Origin of the sequence: Candidatus Competibacter denitrificans Run_A_D11 (assembly GCF_001051235.1) — a bacterium.
In the GTDB taxonomy this organism is placed as follows: Bacteria; Pseudomonadota; Gammaproteobacteria; order Competibacterales; family Competibacteraceae; genus Competibacter_A; species Competibacter_A denitrificans.
This window is the reverse complement of record NZ_CBTJ020000112.1, coordinates 1-20,429: the sequence shown is the minus strand read 5'-3', so window position 1 is coordinate 20,429 and position 20,429 is coordinate 1. Positions and strand designations below refer to the sequence as shown.

General features: G+C 52.8%; 13 protein-coding genes and 3 pseudogenes. 5 read left to right on the top strand and 11 right to left on the bottom strand.

What is annotated here, in order from left to right:
- Positions 1-602 precede the first annotated feature (602 nt).
- Positions 603-1,643 carry a hypothetical protein gene (locus tag BN873_RS17720; RefSeq protein WP_048676855.1) on the top strand — a complete coding sequence of 347 codons (1,041 nt, stop codon included), beginning with the start codon at positions 603-605 and terminating at the stop codon, positions 1,641-1,643.
- Positions 1,644-2,826: 1,183 nt separating this feature from the next.
- Here the strand turns inward: BN873_RS17720 and BN873_RS17715 are convergent.
- Both BN873_RS17715 and parA read right to left on the bottom strand, forming a co-directional pair.
- Entirely contained in the window at positions 2,827-3,753 is a 927-nt protein-coding gene (locus BN873_RS17715) for a ParB/RepB/Spo0J family partition protein (RefSeq protein ID WP_048676853.1), read from the bottom strand.
- A gap of 3 nt (positions 3,754-3,756) precedes the next feature.
- The gene (gene parA, locus BN873_RS17710) at positions 3,757-4,416 is read right to left on the bottom strand and encodes a ParA family partition ATPase (protein ID WP_048676851.1); all 660 of its coding nucleotides are present in this window, start codon (positions 4,414-4,416) and stop codon (positions 3,757-3,759) included.
- Between the two features lie 522 nt (positions 4,417-4,938).
- Here parA and BN873_RS17705 point away from each other — a divergent pair.
- Complete coding sequence (locus BN873_RS17705; protein ID WP_048676848.1) at positions 4,939-5,775, top strand: ProQ/FINO family protein; 837 nt, start codon at positions 4,939-4,941, stop codon at positions 5,773-5,775.
- A 5-nt stretch (positions 5,776-5,780) separates the two neighbouring features.
- Here BN873_RS17705 and BN873_RS17700 read toward each other — a convergent pair whose 3' ends face one another.
- A complete protein-coding gene (locus tag BN873_RS17700; RefSeq protein ID WP_048676846.1) occupies positions 5,781-6,065 on the bottom strand; it encodes a hypothetical protein in 285 nt (94 codons plus the stop codon).
- A gap of 47 nt (positions 6,066-6,112) precedes the next feature.
- Here BN873_RS17700 and BN873_RS21485 point away from each other — a divergent pair.
- Positions 6,113-9,085, top strand: a pseudogene (locus BN873_RS21485) (class I SAM-dependent DNA methyltransferase).
- Between the two features lie 4 nt (positions 9,086-9,089).
- Positions 9,090-9,766: pseudogene (locus BN873_RS17690) on the top strand (VWA domain-containing protein).
- A 99-nt stretch (positions 9,767-9,865) separates the two neighbouring features.
- Here the strand turns inward: BN873_RS17690 and BN873_RS17685 are convergent.
- A complete protein-coding gene (locus BN873_RS17685; protein ID WP_048676842.1) occupies positions 9,866-10,528 on the bottom strand; it encodes a thermonuclease family protein in 663 nt (220 codons plus the stop codon).
- A gap of 247 nt (positions 10,529-10,775) precedes the next feature.
- Between BN873_RS17685 and BN873_RS17680 the strand changes: the two genes are divergently transcribed.
- Complete coding sequence (locus tag BN873_RS17680) at positions 10,776-11,597, top strand: restriction endonuclease (protein ID WP_053085447.1); 822 nt, start codon at positions 10,776-10,778, stop codon at positions 11,595-11,597.
- A gap of 634 nt (positions 11,598-12,231) precedes the next feature.
- Here BN873_RS17680 and BN873_RS17675 read toward each other — a convergent pair.
- From BN873_RS17675 to BN873_RS17650, 7 genes and pseudogenes are all read right to left on the bottom strand, one after another.
- The gene (locus BN873_RS17675; protein WP_048676840.1) at positions 12,232-12,465 is read right to left on the bottom strand and encodes a hypothetical protein; all 234 of its coding nucleotides are present in this window, start codon (positions 12,463-12,465) and stop codon (positions 12,232-12,234) included.
- The gene (locus BN873_RS17670; protein WP_082161396.1) at positions 12,462-17,243 is read right to left on the bottom strand and encodes an RHS repeat-associated core domain-containing protein; all 4,782 of its coding nucleotides are present in this window, start codon (positions 17,241-17,243) and stop codon (positions 12,462-12,464) included. The genes BN873_RS17675 and BN873_RS17670 overlap by 4 nt, the downstream gene beginning before the upstream one ends.
- 151 nt (positions 17,244-17,394) lie before the next feature.
- Complete coding sequence (locus BN873_RS17665) at positions 17,395-18,066, bottom strand: PEP-CTERM sorting domain-containing protein (RefSeq protein ID WP_048676838.1); 672 nt, start codon at positions 18,064-18,066, stop codon at positions 17,395-17,397.
- Between the two features lie 375 nt (positions 18,067-18,441).
- Positions 18,442-18,744 (bottom strand): annotated as a pseudogene (locus tag BN873_RS21465) (IS4 family transposase); the annotation flags it as partial.
- A 31-nt stretch (positions 18,745-18,775) separates the two neighbouring features.
- Positions 18,776-19,717, bottom strand: coding sequence for a hypothetical protein (locus BN873_RS17660; protein WP_139031772.1), 942 nt, complete (start codon positions 19,715-19,717; stop codon positions 18,776-18,778).
- Positions 19,718-19,753: 36 nt separating this feature from the next.
- Positions 19,754-20,206, bottom strand: a complete 453-nt coding sequence (locus BN873_RS17655) for a recombinase family protein (RefSeq protein WP_082161395.1) — start codon at positions 20,204-20,206, stop codon at positions 19,754-19,756.
- On the bottom strand, positions 20,145-20,429 hold a 285-nt coding region (locus tag BN873_RS17650), incomplete at its 5' end, for an ISAs1 family transposase (protein WP_048676830.1). The genes BN873_RS17655 and BN873_RS17650, both read right to left, overlap by 62 nt.

Genomic DNA, 20,429 nt, shown 5'->3' with positions numbered 1-20,429 from the left:
ACGTCGGCGTCGAGCTTTTTTTAGAGGGTCTCTTTACGGCGACGGTGCAGAAAATTCAATCGCATCGTTACGTGCACGAGGTGTTGGTGGATGCGGTGATTCAGGAACGGCGCCGGTTACCGTGCGCTTGCTTGCCCCAGCCCAACACGCGCTATAATAGGAAGAATGCCCCGAAGTCCCGGAGGGTTCCGGCGGCGGGCAACCCAACACCGTGGAGGTCTACCCCCTTACTGCTGACAACTCAAGACCCCTGAATGCAAAAACCCCGCTTGAGGGCGGGGTCTTCTTCCAGAGAGTCTTGCAAGTTACCACCCGTCGATCCGCTTAGGATGATAATCAGAATTCCGTCTAATTAACCTTGGGATCTGATTATAGCGGACCGGCTGGGACTTGCAAGCCTCTCGTAGGGGGTTATTGGCCCAAAACCTGGAGAGCACCATGTCCGTTCCGCTTAAGATGACCGTTTTTTGCTCTGATCCTCTCAGCGAGACCCCCATTCAGGGTCCGCGCACCCTGTCTGACTAGGACAATCCGCTGACGGGTGCGGGTCGTTGGGGTTTCCCCGCACACCGTACTCGCCCCCGTCAGCGCTGTCTTCCGCCATGCGCCCTGGCGATTTTCCCGCGTCGGCGGCTTTGCGCCTGCCCTCTCCAGGCGATGGGTTGCGACCCGCCTCATCGGCTGTGTCCGTGCCTCTGGCGGCTTCGACCCCGCTGAAGAGGGTTTATGCCGTCGGCAATCGCTGCGGGCACACGCCGATGGTCCCCTGTTTCCACCTCCTTCATCTGCCCACGGACGCCAATCCCGCGCGTCCTGCGGTGATTGCCAAAGCCGTGGCCAAGCTGCGGCAGTATTACCAAAACCCGCGCGACGGTTGCTGGGACGCCTTGAGCCAAGGCGAGCGACATCACCGCCTGGAACAGCAAATAGCGGCTGTGGGGGGTCTTGAGACCCTCGCCGGTCAAAAGCTACACGCCAAGTTAATTCGGTGGCGGCAACAACGTAGTGAGCGGCGAGAAGCGGTAATTCTTGTCCTTACATTGATGGTATATTATACCGACATCAAAAGTCTAAAAATCGCCATCCCCCGTAGCCCCGACTGGCTCGGACTGAGCGCACCCTGGATAGCAGATCACTGTGGACTGTCGCTTTCACGGACGAAACGAGCGCTCGCGACGCTGGCCCGCTCGGCGCTCGTGGTGAATACCGGTCGGGGCCGGCAGTTTGATAAGCGTCGCCGCTGCTGGGTCGGCGTCGGTTGGGGACCGATTCGGCAGTTCTCTTTCCAGCTGATTCGAGCATTGGGGTTAGAGGTGTCCTGGCGGCAGGCTCAACGGAAAGCGCGCAAGGCGGCCGTTCCTACCCCGCAACCGCCTCCACTTTCTCTCCCACCGCAGGGACGATCCCCTGCAAGCGATCCGTCGGCCTCAGAAGTGCTTTCGCCTGTATCGCCCCCACCACCCACGCTGACCCTTCGCCAACGGCTTCAGGCGAATTCTGGGAAACCAGCCGCCCCACGGGCCACCGATCCTGCGACCCTTGAATTGCATCGGCGGGTGGCGGCGCTGGCCGCGCAGGGGATGAGCTTGGCGGAGATCAAAAAACGCCTGAAAGAGATCACGCCTCCGCCGGATTCTTCTTAGTCCGTTACGTTCCCCTGTCTTCTTGCTTCGTCCACCGGTCGCCACCGACGGGGACCTTTTGCGCTTTTTCAGGACCTAAGCACACCAAGCACTTTTCTCCCGCAAAAATCGCAAGACGGTCGCCTTCTTTTTCACCCTAGCCGCCCTATACACGCACTGCTATCACACAGAATTGAGCGTTCACACGCTAAGATCAACGCCTCATCAAAATTAAGTGTTCTGATAAAACCGACTAAACGGCTAAGAACCATCACTTTTAGGTCGGGAACATAACCGCTGCGCAAGCACAACCCCTTTTTCGCGCCAGCTTCTCAATAAGTGTTCTAGAAGGTTGCGTTAAGTGGTTGCTATAGTCAGTTTATTTATTAATCGAGTTTTTTATAAAAGCGCAGAACAGAAAAACCGAACACGACAGCCACAAAGCACGCTGCAAGCGAACGGAAAGCCTCACCATAGCAGGATGAGAGGAAGAGATGAACGCTTAACATACACATCCGGGAAGAGTGCTGGAATCTGGACGAGCGGTTTGCTCTACCAGGTCAGGCCACAAGCCAGATACGACCGGCAGGCGCAAGCCAAGCTACCAAAGCACCTGAAAGAGACCCTAAACCGCGTAAACGGCTGAGTGAAGCGCAAGTGTCGGAGCATCACGCAGGAAGCTGAAGCCCTTGCCTAACGGCAGGAGACCAAACGCACCAAACTGGAAAGGAAGACCCAAGGCGTTCGAAAACTGGGCAAATGGCGCGAGCACGAGCAAACGCACATACCAAGAATACAGCCTGAACGCATGGAAACTAAAAGCCACAGCCACAAAGGCTAAAGAGAAGACAGCTAAAAGCCGGTGGTTTATACCACGGGCTAAACCCCCTCGGGCGGGCTAAAACCGCCTGGTGGAAAATCAACACGGCATGTGTCATCCTGAAATTTGCTACGGTGGGGAACCGCCGGACCTGATACGCGTGGAGGGGGCCAGAACTTGAGCGGCCATGAATCGCTCACCCCCGTTTAAGTGCGAACCGATGCCAAAACCTTCATCGAAGCGGCTGGTCTGGAACGAGCCGCGTAGATGAAAGGCGCGGATTCCAATTCTCTTTGGTCGGAAAGAAAATCATCATGGTTGCTATCTCTCGGCGTCAACACAAGGCCTTATCAATGGGGAAAGTCGAGCTGAGAGGGGGTGAGATTAGAATTCCTCTAAGTTCACCCCAATCTTTTGTAAGATACCAGTGCATTCATCCGAACTAGCAAATCGAATCATAATGAAACCTTCGCCAGTCTTACGAGCCTTAAGCTGAACTGGTGCTGCAAGCCAAGAACTTACTAGAGATTCCAAACGCTGAAGATCGTGATCGACAGAAGGCTTATTTAAATCAGACCGAGAGAACTCTTGTTGGGTCACCAGCGCAGCTTTGCGATTCTCTAGTTCTCGTACCGACCACCCTTTGGCAACTGCCTGTTTGGCTAGCTGAATCTGTTTTTCTGGCGTCAAGTTGAGCAAAGCTTTAGCATGCCCTGCATCCAACTGATTCGTCCTAAGCAGCATCTGCACTTCTTTTTGTAGGGACAAAAAACCGAGTGTTCTGCTAACCACTGACTTGGAGACACCCAATAACTGTCCGAGTTGTTCTTGGGATAGTTTGAATTCTTCACGCAGTCGCTGCATTGCCATCGCTTCTTCCATAGGATTTAAGTTTTGCCTTTGCAGGTTTTCCACAAGTGCGATAGCGGCAGCGGTTTGATTGTCGACGCTATGAACAATGACTGCTACTTCGGCCAAACCTGCCAACCGAGCTGCTCGCCAGCGTCGGTCACCTGCAAGTATTTCAAAGTACCCTTCATTCTCTGAGAGCGGCCGAACTGCAATAGGCTCAATAAGGCCTAATGTTCGAATGCTATCTGCAAGCTTTAAGAGTTCGGCGTCTGGATCGTCAGTTGCCTGTCGTGGCTGATAGGCTCCGCGCCTCAGGTTGTCAATGGGTACTGCTTGCTGCTGTGAGGTTTGTTCGGGTGCTGGCTGTTGGATTGATCGGATAAGCTCATCTATTGATGTAGAACGGTTCCGACCAATTGGCCGAGTCCCTACATCCGCTAGAGAAGGTTTCTTGGGCATGTTTTATCCTTTTAAGGGAGTCCCAAGCAGGGTATGCAATTCATGCACGATTGCTTTAATTTCGCTTGCAGCCTGGCCGTTCGTTTCTAGATCAAGGACCGTACTGCCCGTGCTCATGCATTCGGCGTAGGCCACTCGTTGGGTAGTTCTTGCAGCCAAAATAGGTAAATTTAGCGCTTCAAGAGCACCATTGGCATCGCTCGCCAAACGGGTTCCTACAATTTGTCGGTTCACGAGAAATGCTGCTTTAGGGCGGCCCTCGGTGACGGACTGTCTGGCTTTGATCAGCTCTACTAAATCCTCGGCAGCCCATATATCTAAAGCGGATGGTTGTACAGGGATCAGTACGAAGTCAGCTGCCTTGATGGCAGAGACAGTCATATCTTGAAGCTTAGCGGCGCCATCAATCAGAATTGTATCGAATGATCCTCGTAGTTTTTTGATGCTGGTTTCCAGAACAGGCCGATCGACACCAACAACAACAGGCATATCAGAGTTTTGATTCTGGCTGGCTTGATACCAATCACGGGCTGACCCTTGCGGATCGGAGTCCACGATTAATACTTGCTGCCCCATTAACTGTAAAGCTCGTGCCAGGTTTACTGCTACCGTCGTTTTTCCGACCCCACCTTTTTGGTTGGCCACTGCGATTACTTGCGTCATATAGTCCTTAGTGAGGGTAAGCTTTGAAAGCTTTTACTGATGCCAGTTTATGAAGATAATGCGGTTATCAGCAACCATTGATTTTCTCAAAAATTAAGAGGTTGTAAATCAACCACATAACATGATGCAATCTCCAAAGAAGTTGGGAAACGTAGTTGCCACGTGGCAACAACTGAATTCGAAAGGTATCCATATCGGCAGGTTTTGGTACGGATGCGCCAGGGAGATTCCGACCGGCACATCACCCGCTCCCGGTTGATGGGACGCAAGAAGCTGGTGCGACTGCGTGCGGGGATCAGAAAAAATTGGCCCAACGCCTGCGCTGCGTTCCGCAACCCAAAAACTTTAGAGTGCTTTGATTTTGATCGCTTGCCCGGTTTAAATCGTGCGCGGGTGCAACCGCGCGTTTCAGAGCCAGCGGTTGCTTCCAGAGCATTGCCCACAGGGCGTTGCGTCCCTTAACATGGCGATAGCTCAAACCAGCTCATATATCGTGCTATCCCACAGACTCCGCGAGCCTCAATGACTGATCTCACCCCACCGCTCGAAGCGTCTCCTGTCCTGCGCGAGCCGATTTCATTAACGGACCGGTTTCAAGAGTGCTTCAACTGGAACCGGGTGCGTCCGCTCAAGATTGGGATTCATCAGGATCTGCTGGCGGTCTTGGGGGAGGGCTTCACCCGTGCGGAGATCAAGCGACTCTTGGGCCGCTATTGTAATCACGTCCGCTATCAACGATCTTTAAGAGAAGGCGCAGTCCGGATCGATTTACAGGGCCAACCGGCGGGGGTGGTAACCGCAGAGGAGGCCGAAGTAGCCCGCGCTCGCCTTCCAGGTAGGACGGCCCCAACCTCTCAATCGCCCCATGGAAGCGCGAGCGCCCTGGCGTCTAGCCACCCTTCCAACGACACCCTGCTGCCAGAGGATCATCTTGTGCCTGGCCGACTTGAACTGACAGTTAAATTTTCAGAATTGCCAAAACCCTTACCCGTTCAATCGGGCCTTAAAATCGGCATCCAGACCGGGGAAGGGATTGTGAGTGCTATCCTTCCATCGAAAGTCTGGAAGAAACTGGAGCAAGCGGCGAAAGACTATCCTCACTGGGTCGCTGCGCTCAGTGGCGCGCTGGACCAATTCCAGACCGGGGAAATCACCCTCAAACATCCGGCTCTTCAGATTTTTGAGAAAAAGTCCAAACCACCGCAGGAACCGGGGGTCTCGCGTACCGATACTTCCCCACCGCCGAGTGTCATGCCGCATCCACCCGCATCCACCCCAGCGCCCGCCGATTCTCAATCCAATCCTCCGGGGGTTCAAGCGACCTTGAGTCTCAAGGGGAAGGGTCAGAAAGCGAGCTAAGCGCTTCAGTGCCGCCGTTGAGCGGGTACAGTGGACATTTGTACGCCTTCTATCGCATCAATAATAGAGGCGATCCGGTACGCAGCATCGAGTGCCGTGGCATTTCCTGACAGCAAATAATCCGAACACGCGCGCAGAACCGTCGGGAGATTGGCCAAAAGCTGTTCTGGTGTGGGGTACGCTTCGCCTTCGCGGTGGCTATGTACGAGCGCGATGAGTCCATCCGTTGTCAGGCTTTCAGGATCGAGATCAGCCAGCGTTGGGCGAGGCGGGTCAGGATAAATACTCATCTTTTTGCGCTCTATTTTTAGCAGTGTTCTAAGGAGGGATTTTCAGAATGACACCGACCGATTTTATTAGAAAATGGAAAGCGGCTGAGCTTAAAGAGCGTTCGGCGGCACAAGAACATTTTTTGGACCTCTGCCAGTTGTTAGGGGAGCGAACGCCCGCCGAAGCCGATCCCACCGGTGAGTGGTATTGTTTTGAGAAAGGCGCGTCCAAGCTAACCGGTGGGGAAGGATGGGCGGATGTCTGGAAACGGGGTTGCTTTGGTTGGGAATACAAGGGTAAACGCAAGGATTTAAAAGCGGCTTACGTGCAGCTCCAGCAATATGCGGTCGCTTTAGAAAACCCACCCCTGCTGATCGTCTGCGATCTGACTCAATTTCGGATTCATACAAATTGGACTAATACTGTTCAGCACGTTTATGAGATCGCACTTGATGACTTGCACGATGCGAATAAGCGGCAATGGCTGAAACAAGCCTTTGCTGACCCCGATGCTCTAAAGCCCGGTCAGACACGCCAAGCCTTGACCGAGGCGGCCGCCGAACGGTTTGCCGGATTAGCACAGGAACTGCGGCACCAAGGCCATGCCCCGCACACGGTCGCCCATTTTATCAATCGCCTTATTTTCTGCATGTTTGCAGAAGATATTGGGTTGTTACCCAATCAACTCTTTACGCGCTTGCTGGAACACGCCCTCACCCAGCCTACTGAATTTGCGGAGATGGCACGCGATTTATTTCGCGCCATGAAGGGTGGCGGTCGTGTAGGGTTTGAGCGGGTAGAGTGGTTTAACGGTGGATTGTTCGACAATGAGGAGGTTTTACCGCTCACCCGATCGGCGTTGGAGATGGCCTTAAAAGCGGCACGTTTGGATTGGAGCGACATTGACCCGTCGATCTTTGGCACGTTGTTTGAGCGGGGTCTTGATCCCTCTAAGCGCAGCCAGTTAGGCGCACACTACACCGACCGCGACAAAATTATGTTGTTGGTGGAACCCGTCATCGTCCAGCCACTGCGCGCGGAGTGGGACGCCCTCAAGCTTCGCATTGCTGAGCAGATGGAAAAAGTACGCACAGCAAAAAATCCAACCAGCGCCACCAAAGCGCGAGAAGGAGCGCAAGACCTTCACAACCATTTTTTGGAGCGCTTGCGCCAAGTGCGTATTCTCGATCCGGCCTGTGGATCAGGTAATTTTTTGTATCTGGCGCTTCGTGCGCTCAAAGACGTAGAGCATCAAGTCAATTTGGATGCTGAAACCTTGGGCCTGGAGCGGCAATTTCCGTCTGTAGGGCCAGAGTGTGTGAAAGGTATCGAAATCAATCCCTACGCGGCGGAACTGGCCCGTGTGACCGTCTGGATCGGTGAAATTCAATGGATGCGCCGCAACGGCTTCGATGTGGCCCGCCAACCGATCCTTCGTCCGCTAGAAACCATCGAGTGTCGTGATGCGCTGCTGAATGCCGATGGCACCGAAGCCGCGTGGCCAAAAGCGGAGTTTATTGTGGGGAATCCGCCATTCTTGGGCGGCTCCAAACTGCTGCGGGAGCTAGGTGAGGACTACACCAGGACCTTAAGGCGAATTTATCAAGGCCGCGTACCGGGTGGCGCTGATCTGGTTTGTTATTGGTTTTAGGAGTTACGCAGTTGGATCTCTAACACTCTGATTTTAAAAGAAATCGACTTGTGCGGTAGACAACCGAAATTTTCCATTAATCAATCACTTAGAATTTCAACTGCGTAACTCCTATGGTTTAATAAGGCATTAGCCGGTGCTAAGGCACGGACAACAGAATATGTTGGATTGGTAGCTACGCAATCCATACGTAAAGGTGTCAGCCGTAGCGTTTTGGAGCAGATTCTTGAAGAAAATAAAATCTTCAAGGCTTGGAGTGATGAGCCATGGGTGAATGAAGGTGCGGCAGTTCGCGTATCACTCATTTGTTTTGGAAAGACTATTTCTGAAATAAATCTTGATGGTCAAATAGTTGAAATCATCAATGCTGATTTATCAGCGGGTCAAAATGACGTAACAAAAGCTCGAAGGTTAGTGGAAAACTTAAGAGTCGCTTTCAAAGGAACTGAAAAGGGAGGTGCTTTTGAGATTCTAGGCAAGATAGCTCGCCAGTGGCTTGTTCTTCCTAATCCTAGCGGCTGTTCAAATAGAGACGTATTACGTCCGTGGATTAATGGTTCCGATATTACGGGACGCTTATCGGATACTTGGGTTATTGATTTTGATATCGGAGTCACCCAAAGCGCTGCAAGTTTATATGAAGCACCTTTTGAATATCTATTGCATTTTGTAAAACCAGCCAGAATGAGTAATCGGGAGTTAAGAACAAGCAAGGTTTGGTGGTTACACCGAAGAAGGAGTGAGGATTTGCGACAAGCCCTAGCGGGTATTCCACGTTATATTGCTACACCCCGTGTTGCCAAATACCGCGTATTCATCTGGCTTAATAGTACCGTATTACCAGATAGTCGGCTATACGTAATCGCTCGTTCCGATAATGTAACATTTGGCATCTTACAGTCTCATATTCATGAGCTTTGGGCGCTAGCCAATGCGAGTTGGCATGGCGTTGGCAATGACCCCACTTACAATGCTGCAAGCTGTTTTGAAACCTTCCCTTTCCCCACTAGTTTGACGCCTAACATTCCTGCTGTCGATTACGAAAGCGATCCACGCGCACAAGCCATCGCACAAGCCGCTCAGCGCCTGAACGAGCTGCGCGAAAACTGGCTGAACCCGCCCCAGTGGATCAAACGAGTTCCAGAGATCGTATCGGGCTATCCCGACCGGCTGTTACCTGTGGATGACAACGCCGCCGCCGAGTTGAAAAAACGCACCCTAACAAATCTCTACAACCAGCGCCCCACGTGGCTGGCCAACGCTCATAAGGATTTGGATACTGCGGTTGCAGCCGCCTATGGTTGGCCGGATGACCTTTCTGATGACGAGGTATTACAGCGATTGCTCGCCTTGAATTTGGAACGAGCCAGACAAATAAAAAAGGAGTGAGTTGATGTCGATTGATCTTCGTAAGCGCGTTATCGATCTCAGTAAGAAAGCCACCTTTGCTGCCAACAAGCACGGCATTGAAAGCGAGCGCGCCCAGGTGGTCTTGGTGCTGGACATCTCAGCGTCGATGAATACCCTCTACAAATCCGGCGTGATCCAGCGCGCCATCGAACGCATCCTAGGACTCGCCGTAGCCTTCGACGATGACGGCCAAATTGATCTGTTGCTCTTTGGAACGAACGCCCATCAACTACCCGCCGTCTCGCTCCAGGAGATTGAGGGTTACGTCGCACGGGTGATCCTCGCACAATACAAAATCCGCGAGGCGACGAACTACGCCCCGCCATTGCGGCTACTGTGGAAGAAATACCACGCTCCACAACCGGTCCCCGTTTTCGTGATCTTTGTGACCGACGGCGGCAATACAGATCGGACAGCAACCTCTGAGGTCATTCGTGAACTCTCCAGTGAGCCGGTCTTTATCCAGTTTGTTGGGATTGGCCATGAAGATTTTCCGTTCTTGCACAAGCTAGACGAGCTGCCGGGTCGGTTCATCGACAATGCCGGATGCACATCAATGACCTAGACGTCATCAAAGATGCTGAACTGTACGACCGACTTTTAAACGAATTTCCGCAGTGGTTGAAAAGAGCACGGGAAAAGCGCGTGTTAGCGGTTTGAACAACAACGTTTAGAAGCTAGATACGTCTTTGAGTAGGTCCATAAATAGCTAATGGTATAGAAGATTAGCGGTATGCTTTTGATCAGCGCTAGGCGTCATTACTGATGTGATGGCGTACATAGGGCTTCGCAGGGTTTGCCATTGTGATTACCGTCCAAGGACTTAACCCCACACGTAGTTAAATAAAACCGGGCTTCTTCACAGCTCGTCATCTGTCGGCAATACCGCTTGTCAGCACAGACCCATTCATTACGAGTTGCGGGGGTTGAGGGCAAATTTGAAGCCTTGATCGGTGGGGATGTAGCCACTCCCCCTCCTGTTTTTCGCCATTCCCACGGTGGGATGCGCTGAGCTTCGGGTAGCGCCCACAGCCCGCGTTTCGCCGCCTTCGCTTCCGCTTCTAAGCGGTAGAAGGATGAATCTTTCGCGTATTGGCGATAGACCCATCCGGCTCCCCGTCGGATCATTTCGGCGTTGATGTCAAATCCACCAACATACACCCGACCCACCGTTCGACCGTAGCGGTCAGTGGTTTGTACGACAACGCGCGCAGGTCGGTCAAAGACCAATTCGGAAAGTTGTTGCTTGGCGCGAGCGCCATAAGGTTGCGCCGATTCAGGCGTGTCAATTTCGCCTAATCGAATTTTGATAGGTTTGTAACTAGAGCCGTCTGGGACGAGTAGTGTTAAGGTATCGCCATCGCTCACACCGACCACCTTACCCGTGTATTCAGTCGCCGTGACCGGAAGGGCTAGCATCATCAATAGAAGGCTCCATAGCCCGCGCCAAGACGCAATAACGGAGGACATTGTTTTGTGTTCTCGGAAACGATATGAAGGAATTTAATTATCCCCATTTTTTGTGGATAACTGGACGGTTTTCAACGTAAGCCTTTCCGGCCTCAATAGCTTGTATAATGGCTAAAAAATAACCATTCCTTTGGAAGCGCCATAAAAGGAGTAAAATAATCAATTACTTTAAGATTAGGGTTTCTCTTTAAGGAACTTCATGCGTCGCCAAAATCGCCTACCGTTGCCGCCCTGGTGGGCAGTGCTATTCTTTGCGCCCATCAGCTATTGGCTACTCGCGCATCTTCTTCCGCGCTGGCAAACACCGAATCCCTATCTGAACCTGGTTCTTAAGTCGGCCGCACCCGCGTTGGCTCCCTTTATGACAGCGGGCTTGGTACTCATCGCCGCTGCCCTTGGATGGGGCCGCTGGCAGCGCCGCCAATTACTGGATCAGCAGCGGGATTTAGAGAGTTTGCGGCATCTGCGCTGGCAAGATTTTGAGCGTCTGGTGGGTGAATACTACCGCCGCCACGGCTGGCGCGTGCAAGAAACCGGTGGGGGCGGTGCAGATGGTGGAATTGATCTGGTACTGAAACGCAACAATGAGACGTGGCTGGTCCAGTGCAAGCGGTTTGCGCAAACCGCGATCAATGTCAAAGTGGTTCGTGAACTGCTGGGCGTCGTGGCGAGTGAGCGGGCAACCGGCGGTATATTCATTACCACGAGCACCTTCACGCGGGATGCAAACGCCTTTGCGAAAGGCCAGCGTTTGGATCTCGTGGATGGAGAAACCCTGTTAAAGCGCATCCAGGACGTGCAAAAGGGAAAGACTCTGCCTGAAAAGCTAGCTATAACAACCGAAGCGCCTATTGCAACCACCGCTCCAGAGCCGCGAACCTTATCTGAATCGCTGATCGTCCACTGTCCGCAATGTGGCTCTCGCATGGTGAGGCGGACGGCGAAGCAGGGGAAAAACCAGGGACAGACGTTTTGGGGATGCTCGCAGTACCCGGCCTGCCGAGGGATACGGCCAATTTAGGATATCTTGAATTCGGCTCACTGCATTGAAAACGAACTGTTGGTCTAGATCCCTGAATCGTTTCCAGGTCATTCTAATTTTTCATGGTTTGAGGGCATAATCTTGAATTTTTCCACTATATGACCATCTGTCAAATTCCTTGCTAAGAAGCTTGAAATTAAACCGGAGTACTAGTCCTTGAATTGCTGATGCATATCTACCCTGATTCGACACACCGTTCGGAACGATTTGTCGGAAGCGGCTAGTTATGCGTTTCTATCGCCGAAGATAACCCCATACTCGGTGCTACATCACGGTATAAGACACTCGAATTTTTGCTTAAACTGGATGTTTGGTGGAATGCTCACCGATCTTGGGCATGCAAGGCCAATTTCGTCGCCGCGCTCACAATTGTTTGGACAAGGATTACCTACTCCCGACCCAACAGTTACCCATCCGGTCCATTCACTCTTCGGATCACAATACTGTTTTGGAGCCTCTGTGCGGTCGCAGCTCGAATGCGAATAACTATTTCCACAATCGATGTGAGGCTGGTTATCACTAGGGCCAATGCAAGCAGCATATCTACCACCACTTACCGCTATTTCTATATGGTACGCCGTATCGTGGTAATTAGAAAATTTGCAAAGCTTCTTCAATTCAATGTTGCTAAAAACTCATTGTATATCTCTCTAATTTTTGGTAAGCAACTAGCCCGCCCAAAGTAGAATGAGACCTTATTTTTGTCTATCTTAATATTAAAGAAGACAAAACACTGTTCACTCAAAAAATCTTCAAACTGATCAGCGATTTCAATATCATTGAATATCAATACTCCTCCATATTCAATGGTTTCAGCAATTTCCACTTCGTGAGTACTAATCGTCATTCTATATCTCGCAATATGTTTATTTCTTCAGGAGTTGGGTCACGTTTATATCCTTTAGAGCCGGGTTGAGGATTTGGAAACTTAACTTTATCAAGCGTGCCTGGAGGTGCACTTGGGTGGGAATTAGGAACATATTCTTTTACGCGCTTTTCCGTTATATCAATAACTGAGCCATCTTTACGGATTATACGTACTCCTTTCTCACCTGAACGGGTTGTTCGAACAACTGTCTTTTCTACGCTCTTACCAATTTTCGCAATTCTAGTCGCAAAACCCAAACCAGTTGCACCTGGAATTATGGCTCCTGCTAGATCGGCATATAGAGCTGTTAAATTTTCTTCACTACCACATTCGCCATCACTTAACAGACGGTAGAGATCATATCCGATAAAGCCGATATCCAAGAAAATATCGACGGCTTTTCCAGTTGAGTCTACTAAATTAACAGGATTATTAAAAACGTAGCCGTAAAGATTAATCCCCCCTTGCTCCTCAATTGGATCACGGCTCAGCCACCGCCCCGTTCGCGGATCATAAGCCCTGAAATGGGTCAGATAGAGGCCGCTCTGGGGATGATAGAACATTCCGGCATAGCGAAAGTCAACTCCAACCCGCCCACTGGTCTGCGTAGAATTGCCATAAGCGTCATAATCGTAGCCAGCCACCTTACCACCGGTCGGTGCGGCCAATACGTCGCGCACGGACCCTAGATGGTCTCTGGCATAGAAAAGTCGCGTTCCGCCCTGGGGCCAAACCTCCCCTTCTGGATAATAGCGGCGGCTAACCACATCAGCGGCGGTGCGAGCCTGACAGAGCGTATCGCCGCACCACAGATAGCGGGTCTCGGTCGTGTTGGCGGCGCTTTTATCGATGATAGCGATCCGACGACCCAGACCGTCATAACGAAAATCCGTCTTCTGCGTGGAATTCGCTTTATAGCCAATACTCACCAGGCGGTTTTCGGCATCCCACTGATAGGTTCGCTGATCGTCCTCGATCAGATTGCCATTAGCGTCATGGCGGTAAGTCGCGCCGCTCACCTGGGTTAGCTGATTGATGTTGTTGTAACTAAGGCTCTTGCCGCCCGAAGGCAGTTGAATACCGGTAATGTTACCCGCGCTGTCATAGGTGTAGCTGTACCGGGCCGTTGCAGAGGTAGCTGCGGTAAGGCGGTCGGCCGCATCGTAATCATAATCCCAGGTGGTCAGAGTCGCCCCGCTGGTCTCGACGATTTGGTCGATCAGATTTTCCGGGCGAGTCGCATAGTCAAAGCGACGCGCCACCCCGGAGGAAATGATGGATTTAAGCCGCCGGTCGTCCCGGTTGGCTTCATAATTCCACTGGGTCTGAATCGGCCCCCCCGCCATTGCCAGAGAGACCGGCTGTCCGGTTTCTCCCAGATAGTCGTAAGTGAAGCTACCCAGGGGATTGGACCGGCTGACGCCCCGGCCCAGAGCATCGTAGGTTACATTATCCGTCGCGTTATCCACGGTACGGCCGACAACCCGCCCAAGAGCATCGTACTGGTAGGCAATAGTGTCATTGTTATAGGGGCCATTCTCGGACGCCAGTTGCAGTGCGCCTTGGCTGCCAACCGGCCCATACTGAAAGTTGGTGGTGCCGATGCCATCGGTCATCGAAACCAGTCTGGGGAAGAAAGCGTCCCAGGTGAAGCTTACCCCCGGTGTAGCCTGACGGGCGTTGGCGTAAGCCAAGCTCGCTAACCGATCATCAATGGTGTAGGTGAAGGATTTGGTCTGTCCCAAGGCGTCGGTCAACGCTTTAAGCCGACTGGTTGTCGCCTCATAGGCATAAGTTAAATCGCTGCCATCGGCGTAGGTTTTGGCAGTCACCCTGCTTTGCAGGTCGCGTTCCCATTGCGTGACATTGCCCTTGGCGTCAGTGAGAGTCTTCAGCGTACCATTGGGATAATAGCTATAACGGGTAACCTGACCCAGGGAATCGGTAACGCTCGTCAGCTGACGAACGGCATCATAGGTAAAGCGTGTCACCCGACCCAGCCGGTCGGTAACAGATGCCAAGTCCAGCTTATCCCAAGCGTAGCGATACGAGGTCCCATCCGGGAAATCAGCCTTTGTGATCCGATCAAAAACATCGTAGTTAAAACTGACTGTATGTCCTTCTGAGTCAGTGCGCGTCGCCACTCGACCAAAGCCATCGTAGGTAAAACTCGCCGCCATCTGACCGTCCGCATTGACGATGCGGGTCAGATAACCCAGGCTGTCGTACTGGTAGCTGGTCGTTTGATTTAGCGGATCTTTTTTCGAGGTCAGTTGCCCCGCGCCGTTATAGGTGAAGGTCCAGGTCTTTCCGGCAGCATCCCGATAAGTTAGCGGCCGGTGCTGGCTGTTATAAGTCAGGGTGGCAATCGTGGCGTAGCCACTCGCATTAGTTTTCTGTTCAACCGTAAGTACATCAATATCGTTCGCAGCATAGGTAAAGCGCGTGACCCGGCCTTGCGGATCGGTGATCGTCAGCGGCCTACCAAGGGTGTTATAGGTCAGCGTGGTCGCTTGTGTGGTGCCATCATCCAGCACACGGGCAATGATTGCTGGCACCCCCATATTGCCTTCGTAATAGGTATAAGACTGACCAGGATAGGTGCGCCATACCCGCCGCTCCAGAGGAAGTTTAGTGCTCTCGACAATGGGTGAAGTCTGGCCAACGGAATTGTGCAGCCAATGGGTAATCTGGGCCTTGGCGTAGTCGGTGTGAGTTACTGGATAGGTATTCTTGTCCCAGTAGAAAGTATTACGGTAAAACAAGTATACGTTGAAATAACTAAGCCCGGTCGGGGCGATAGGATCGCTGTAAGGCATTCCCGGTGCGGAGTGCCGGAATTCCAGACGTTCTGTCTGGCCGAGCGGATCGGTCATTTCCAGATATCGAGTGTTGTAGTACGAATCCTCCCCATACGTAAAGCGGCTGTTTCCGTAGGGGGTGGTCATAGCGTTGACCAATCCTCCCGCATCATAACTAAAGGATGATGTCAGCCCTAAAACATCTGTGATGGAGGACAGACGACCGCTTGCATCGTAGGTCAAGTCTGCATGGCGACCAAAAGGATCGGTAATTTGCGTTACCAGCAACGGGTTGGCGGGCAATCCGTAGCTAAAGCTGGTATCGCGTCCGGTCGCGTCCTTCAGGGAGGTGAGCCGTGACTGATTGTCGTAACTCAACTTCAGTGCGTTGCCAGCCGAATCTACGATCTGGCTAAGAAACATACGCCGGGGGTAAGAGGTCGCTCCATCAGCCTGAGCGAAGATCTGTTTACTGCCGTCCGGCAGGCGTAGCTCATAGGACGTGACTGGGCCGGTCGCCGGAATGCGCACCAGCACTTCTTGATCTTGCCGTCCGGGAGAGAAGGCTCCCGTACTAAAATTGTAGGTATATCCCGATGAGTAATCAATCGAACCCCCGCCAGCTACGTACCGAAACACAGAAAGTCCTGGAGATGCCGGATTATCTTGAACCCAGGATAGGACATTCAGCGTCCATTTCGGGCTGACGTTGAAGAAACTGAAAACCGCCGGTTGACCAGCCTCGCGCTGGTTGTAGGTGAGGCGGATACGGGGGGAGGGACCCAAGGGGGGCTGATAACCGACCGGGCTGTCGTTCAGATTGAGGCTAACAACCATCAGCTTGGCGTCAGCACCGCACATCCCGCAGTTGGGATCATTACGAAGACTATTATCGCCAGGGGTAGTCGCGCCCGGTTGGTTTTGGTTGGTAAAGCCCATGCCATAAACTTCGCGGGCTTCTTCAAGCGAGGCCGTCCGCCAGGGCGCTTCCGGCTGCTCTTGCGTCGGCACGAGAAAATACCCGCTCGACTCCGCATCAATCGCGGCGGTGGTCACCCAAGCATCGCCACTAGCAAAGGTAGGGTCTTTCAGATGATAGCGCCCATCCTGTTCGCCTACGATGGCGGCGTAATGATGCAATTTCCAATTGACGATGGACGGCACGGGAATGGGCTGACCTGGAGAGCGGTAAACTAACCGATAGGACAAGCCTGCCTTTTCAGCGAGTTGCGCCACCTGCTCCAGATTGAAACCGCGCGGACCAGAACGCTGTTGGTCCATGAGTGCGACCTTAGCGGGATCGGCCTTGAGGGCGATCAAGACGTTCTTCAGCGCCATAGGACCGCATAGATAGGAGATCCCTGGTTCGTTGCGGAACATCCATAGACCTTCACGCGCTCCGGTGAGCATCTCCGTGGCAGGGCCGCTCATAGAGCGATTGCCGATTTCGGCGAACAACTTTTCGAGGTCCTGAGCATGGCCAAGCCGGGCGTGCATCCGGGCTAACTCTCCGACCGCACGATCAGCTAATGCCTTGGCCTGCGGCGGTTCCGTGACCTGCCGTCCCGCCTCCCACGCGGCCTCCCAGGCCGTCATCGCCCGGCTGAAATAACCTTCGTGGTAATAGGAAAGTCCTAGGTTGGTCAGCACAGCTAAGCGCCAAGCCGATGCAGGATACCGGGCGGCAAAGCGTTCGAGAGGGCCTAGGTCGCCTGGCGGTGAAGAGTTCTGAAAGGCAGCAATTGCCGCATCCAGAGCCTGATCTTCATCCGCTGTCGTGGGACCGGTGGCGATTAGAGGTTCGGCAAGTCCAGGAACAGTCCGTAAGACTAGCTTAAGAATACTGGCTTGTTGCGGGTCGGGAGGAGAAGACGTTACCGTTGTTGCGCCGACCTGACAGGCTGCCGTGAGCACCCCTATGAGAATCCAATTATTGATCCACTTTTGAACCGTCATTAGCTTTGCCCTCGCTATCTACTTTCCCGCCTCGACGCAGCACTACGCGGGTAAGATATTGATATTTAATTTTTTGAAGTTAACTTATGAAAATGTGTTGACTGTAAAAATGCAAAGAGCACGACCGTTAAGACCGTGCTTACATATCTATTTATACGGAGTGGGTAGCCACCCGACGCCGAATACCGCCAAGAAGCGCAGTAGCCAGACTGAGCAAGGCTAGGCTTGAGGGTTCGGGCACGGCCGTAGGGGGTCCTGATTGAGCCGGTGTCAGCATCAAGTTGTCCAGGGTGAACTGGGTGCAGTTGAACGTACCGCAGTTGAAGGGATCACCTGTATTGGTCGTAGTTGTGGCGTAAAAACTGAGTTCATCAATGGCGGTGAAGGTGTTGAAACTGGTGGAAACGGCCCCGCCGGTGCCGACGGTCACCACTTTAGAAGCAATCAGGGAACCTGTGCGCCGACCCTCAACTGTTATCAAGAGATTGTCGTAATAACCACCCCCTAGAAAAATGCTCTCCAGATCAAACAGCCCACCCAAGTCAATTTTCCCAACAATGGGCGTAGTCACACCGTTGGAAATTTCGCCCCCGCTGTACGCACCATTAGGGCTGGAAACAATACCATTGTTAAAACCAGTGAAACCAGCAAAGCTGGTGTAAGCGAAAAAATTCTTCCAGGTAAATCCATGATAGGAATTTATAGCGTCAAGACTGACATCTCCTAAGCTAGCGTCGATGTCATCGAAGTTAATAGTCTTAGCGATAGACGCTTGACCCAAGCCCAATGCAATGATTAGTAAAAGAAAATAAAAATTCCGCATTTGAATCCCCTTTCTCAAAAAAGGTCGGGTTCCACCCCGGTTTATTTTACGCTGGTGTTCCTTGATCTCACCCCTAAAACTTTACAAAAAACATGCCATAAAAATTAAAGTAATGAAAATTAAGGGTTCTTTGATTGAAGAACTAATTTCCAAGAGAGAAGGTGTAAAAAATACCGACACTTGGAAATCACTTTATGGCTCTCTCCCAGAGCCTTAATTCAATCTTGGAACCAAGGTATTTTTATAAATTTTTGATATTAAAAGATTAATTCTAAACCGTTAATCCAAAATGGACTGTAAAAAATTCTGACAGTATTGAACCTTCAACCCACACATGAAGGAGGTTGTAAGGTTTGTTGTTTCATTGCTTGCTCTCTAAGTACAGGACAAAAACCTCAAAGTCCAGGAAATCCTGGAATTTCTCGGTGAGGTTAAGGACGATGTGACGGAGGAAATCAAGGCCGTGCCGGAAGAGGGACTTAAGGGGACGCTGAAGGGTTTTTTTAAGGGGATGGGCTGAATGTGGTCATGGAGGCATTCGCCGGTGCGGTAGCTCCAAACGAAGGCCAGCGCGAGCAGGGCCATCAGTTTGGCCAAGCGCGGGGCGTCTCTGCGATGGGTATCCTCGAAATTGAAGCCCCGTGTTTTGAGGCAACCGAACAGGGTCTCAATCGACCAGCCATACAACCCCCATAAGAGTCAGTGGTGTTTAAGGCAAATCCTGCCGACGAGTTTGAGCGGCGGTACGTTTTGCTTGGAGTTGCTCCAAGGCGTGTTCATTGGCCTGAATCAGCCAGAAATAACGGGTGCCGTATGGCACCTGACGCCCTTGCAGTTGGCCCCGTTGCAACCACGCAAACAAGGTGGGCTGCGGTATATCCAGGCGATGCGCCAACTCGGCGAGCGTCCATTCATCGCTGCGGCGATGGGAAAACGTTATTGGCGCTGAAGTGCGCAGCCCCAGGCGGGTTTCCAGATCGCCCACCATGGCGGCGTTGAAGGTTTCACAGCGTTTGGCCGGATGCCAGCCCTCGGCGTTTAATTGCCTGGCGATGGCAGAAGGCCCCTCGCCGTCGGCGTGCAAGGCGATCACCCGCGCCACCAGTTGGGGGTAATAGCTCAACTGATCAAGGCGGGCCACGGGCCGGATCAACGTGGCTTGGGTGGCGTAACCACCCAACCAATGAATCTGGGCTTCGACCTGTTCGCTCTCACCACGCACTGTGATCACCACCCGCTCCAGCAACTGGCGGACGATGGCTTGGCGATCCGCCGCCGTCGTCGTCGGGGCTTGCCAGAACGCCGGAATGGCAGTGGCCAGGCGACGAATGGCTTGCTCTTCCTCCACGGTGAGTGTGGCGGGTTGCTCGGCTTGGAAGCGGGTGTAATCTGCTTGGAGGTGGCCCTCGGTCGCTAGCGCCTCTTCCCATTGGCGTTCCAAGGTGCGTGCGACCAGCCGATATTCGGGTTCGACCGCGTGATATTGTCGGGCGGCGCGTTCAACCTGATAGTGCGCCCGCTCCAGGCGGTGTTGCCACTGTTGGTGGAGGCCTTGGCGCTCAAGTGCGATCTCATCGGCCGCTTGCAAACTGATTTCCAAAGCGGCCGGCTCCAAGGCTCGCAATACCTGTTCGCTCACCCAGTCGTCCACGACATGGCCAACCAGCGATTGACAGAAGGCGGTACCCTAAGTGGTCGCCATGCGGCTACAGGCATAACGCAACCGCCCGCTACTCCCGTTATACATCGGCACCATGCGCAATCCACAGCGCCCACAGACGAGCAACCCTGACAACAACGACGGCCCCGAGCGGATGCTCCCTAAGCCAGCCGCTTGGTTAGCGGCCAATTGCGTCTGATTCTGTTCGAATTGCGCCCAAGAGATGTAGGTCGGCAACCGATCCCGTAACAAGATCGCGCACGTTTGCGCCGTGGCCACCCGGCGTCCGGTTGCGGGCCGTCCGGGCTGTTGACGGCGTGGGTCGGTGGGTCGTCGGCCGTAAGCGTAGGCCCCCGCATAGATCGGGTGATGGAGCACGTTACTCAGTGTGGTGCGATTGGGGCGATGCCAATCTAAATCACCCTGGCGCAGACCCCCGCGCCCACGCTGTAAAGGCCCTCTGGAAGGCCCCAGGATCAATCCGTCCCATCACATCGCTCAAGGTGTCGTGCGAGGGAATCCCGTTGGGCAACTCTAAAAATCCTCGCAACCACGTTTCCTTCTCCTCAGCAAACGCTTCCATCCCTACCCAATCCTCCACACCGCTTAACACCGCGCACAACACAATCATCAAAATATCATGCAGTTTATGCAGCTTGTTTTGGGTCTCCCGGCGGGGATCAGGCAGGTCGGCTAAATACGG

Coding starts and splice junctions, on each gene's coding strand:
- BN873_RS17670 (WP_082161396.1), bottom strand. CDS start 17,243: ATGACGGTTCAAAAGTGGATCAATAATTGGATTCTCATAGGGGTGCTC.
- BN873_RS17705 (WP_048676848.1), top strand. CDS start 4,939: ATGACTGATCTCACCCCACCGCTCGAAGCGTCTCCTGTCCTGCGCGAG.
- parA (WP_048676851.1), bottom strand. CDS start 4,416: ATGACGCAAGTAATCGCAGTGGCCAACCAAAAAGGTGGGGTCGGAAAA.
- BN873_RS17680 (WP_053085447.1), top strand. CDS start 10,776: ATGCGTCGCCAAAATCGCCTACCGTTGCCGCCCTGGTGGGCAGTGCTA.
- BN873_RS17665 (WP_048676838.1), bottom strand. CDS start 18,066: ATGCGGAATTTTTATTTTCTTTTACTAATCATTGCATTGGGCTTGGGT.
- BN873_RS17720 (WP_048676855.1), top strand. CDS start 603: ATGCGCCCTGGCGATTTTCCCGCGTCGGCGGCTTTGCGCCTGCCCTCT.
- BN873_RS17715 (WP_048676853.1), bottom strand. CDS start 3,753: ATGCCCAAGAAACCTTCTCTAGCGGATGTAGGGACTCGGCCAATTGGT.
- BN873_RS17675 (WP_048676840.1), bottom strand. CDS start 12,465: ATGACGATTAGTACTCACGAAGTGGAAATTGCTGAAACCATTGAATAT.
- BN873_RS17685 (WP_048676842.1), bottom strand. CDS start 10,528: ATGATGCTAGCCCTTCCGGTCACGGCGACTGAATACACGGGTAAGGTG.
- BN873_RS17700 (WP_048676846.1), bottom strand. CDS start 6,065: ATGAGTATTTATCCTGACCCGCCTCGCCCAACGCTGGCTGATCTCGAT.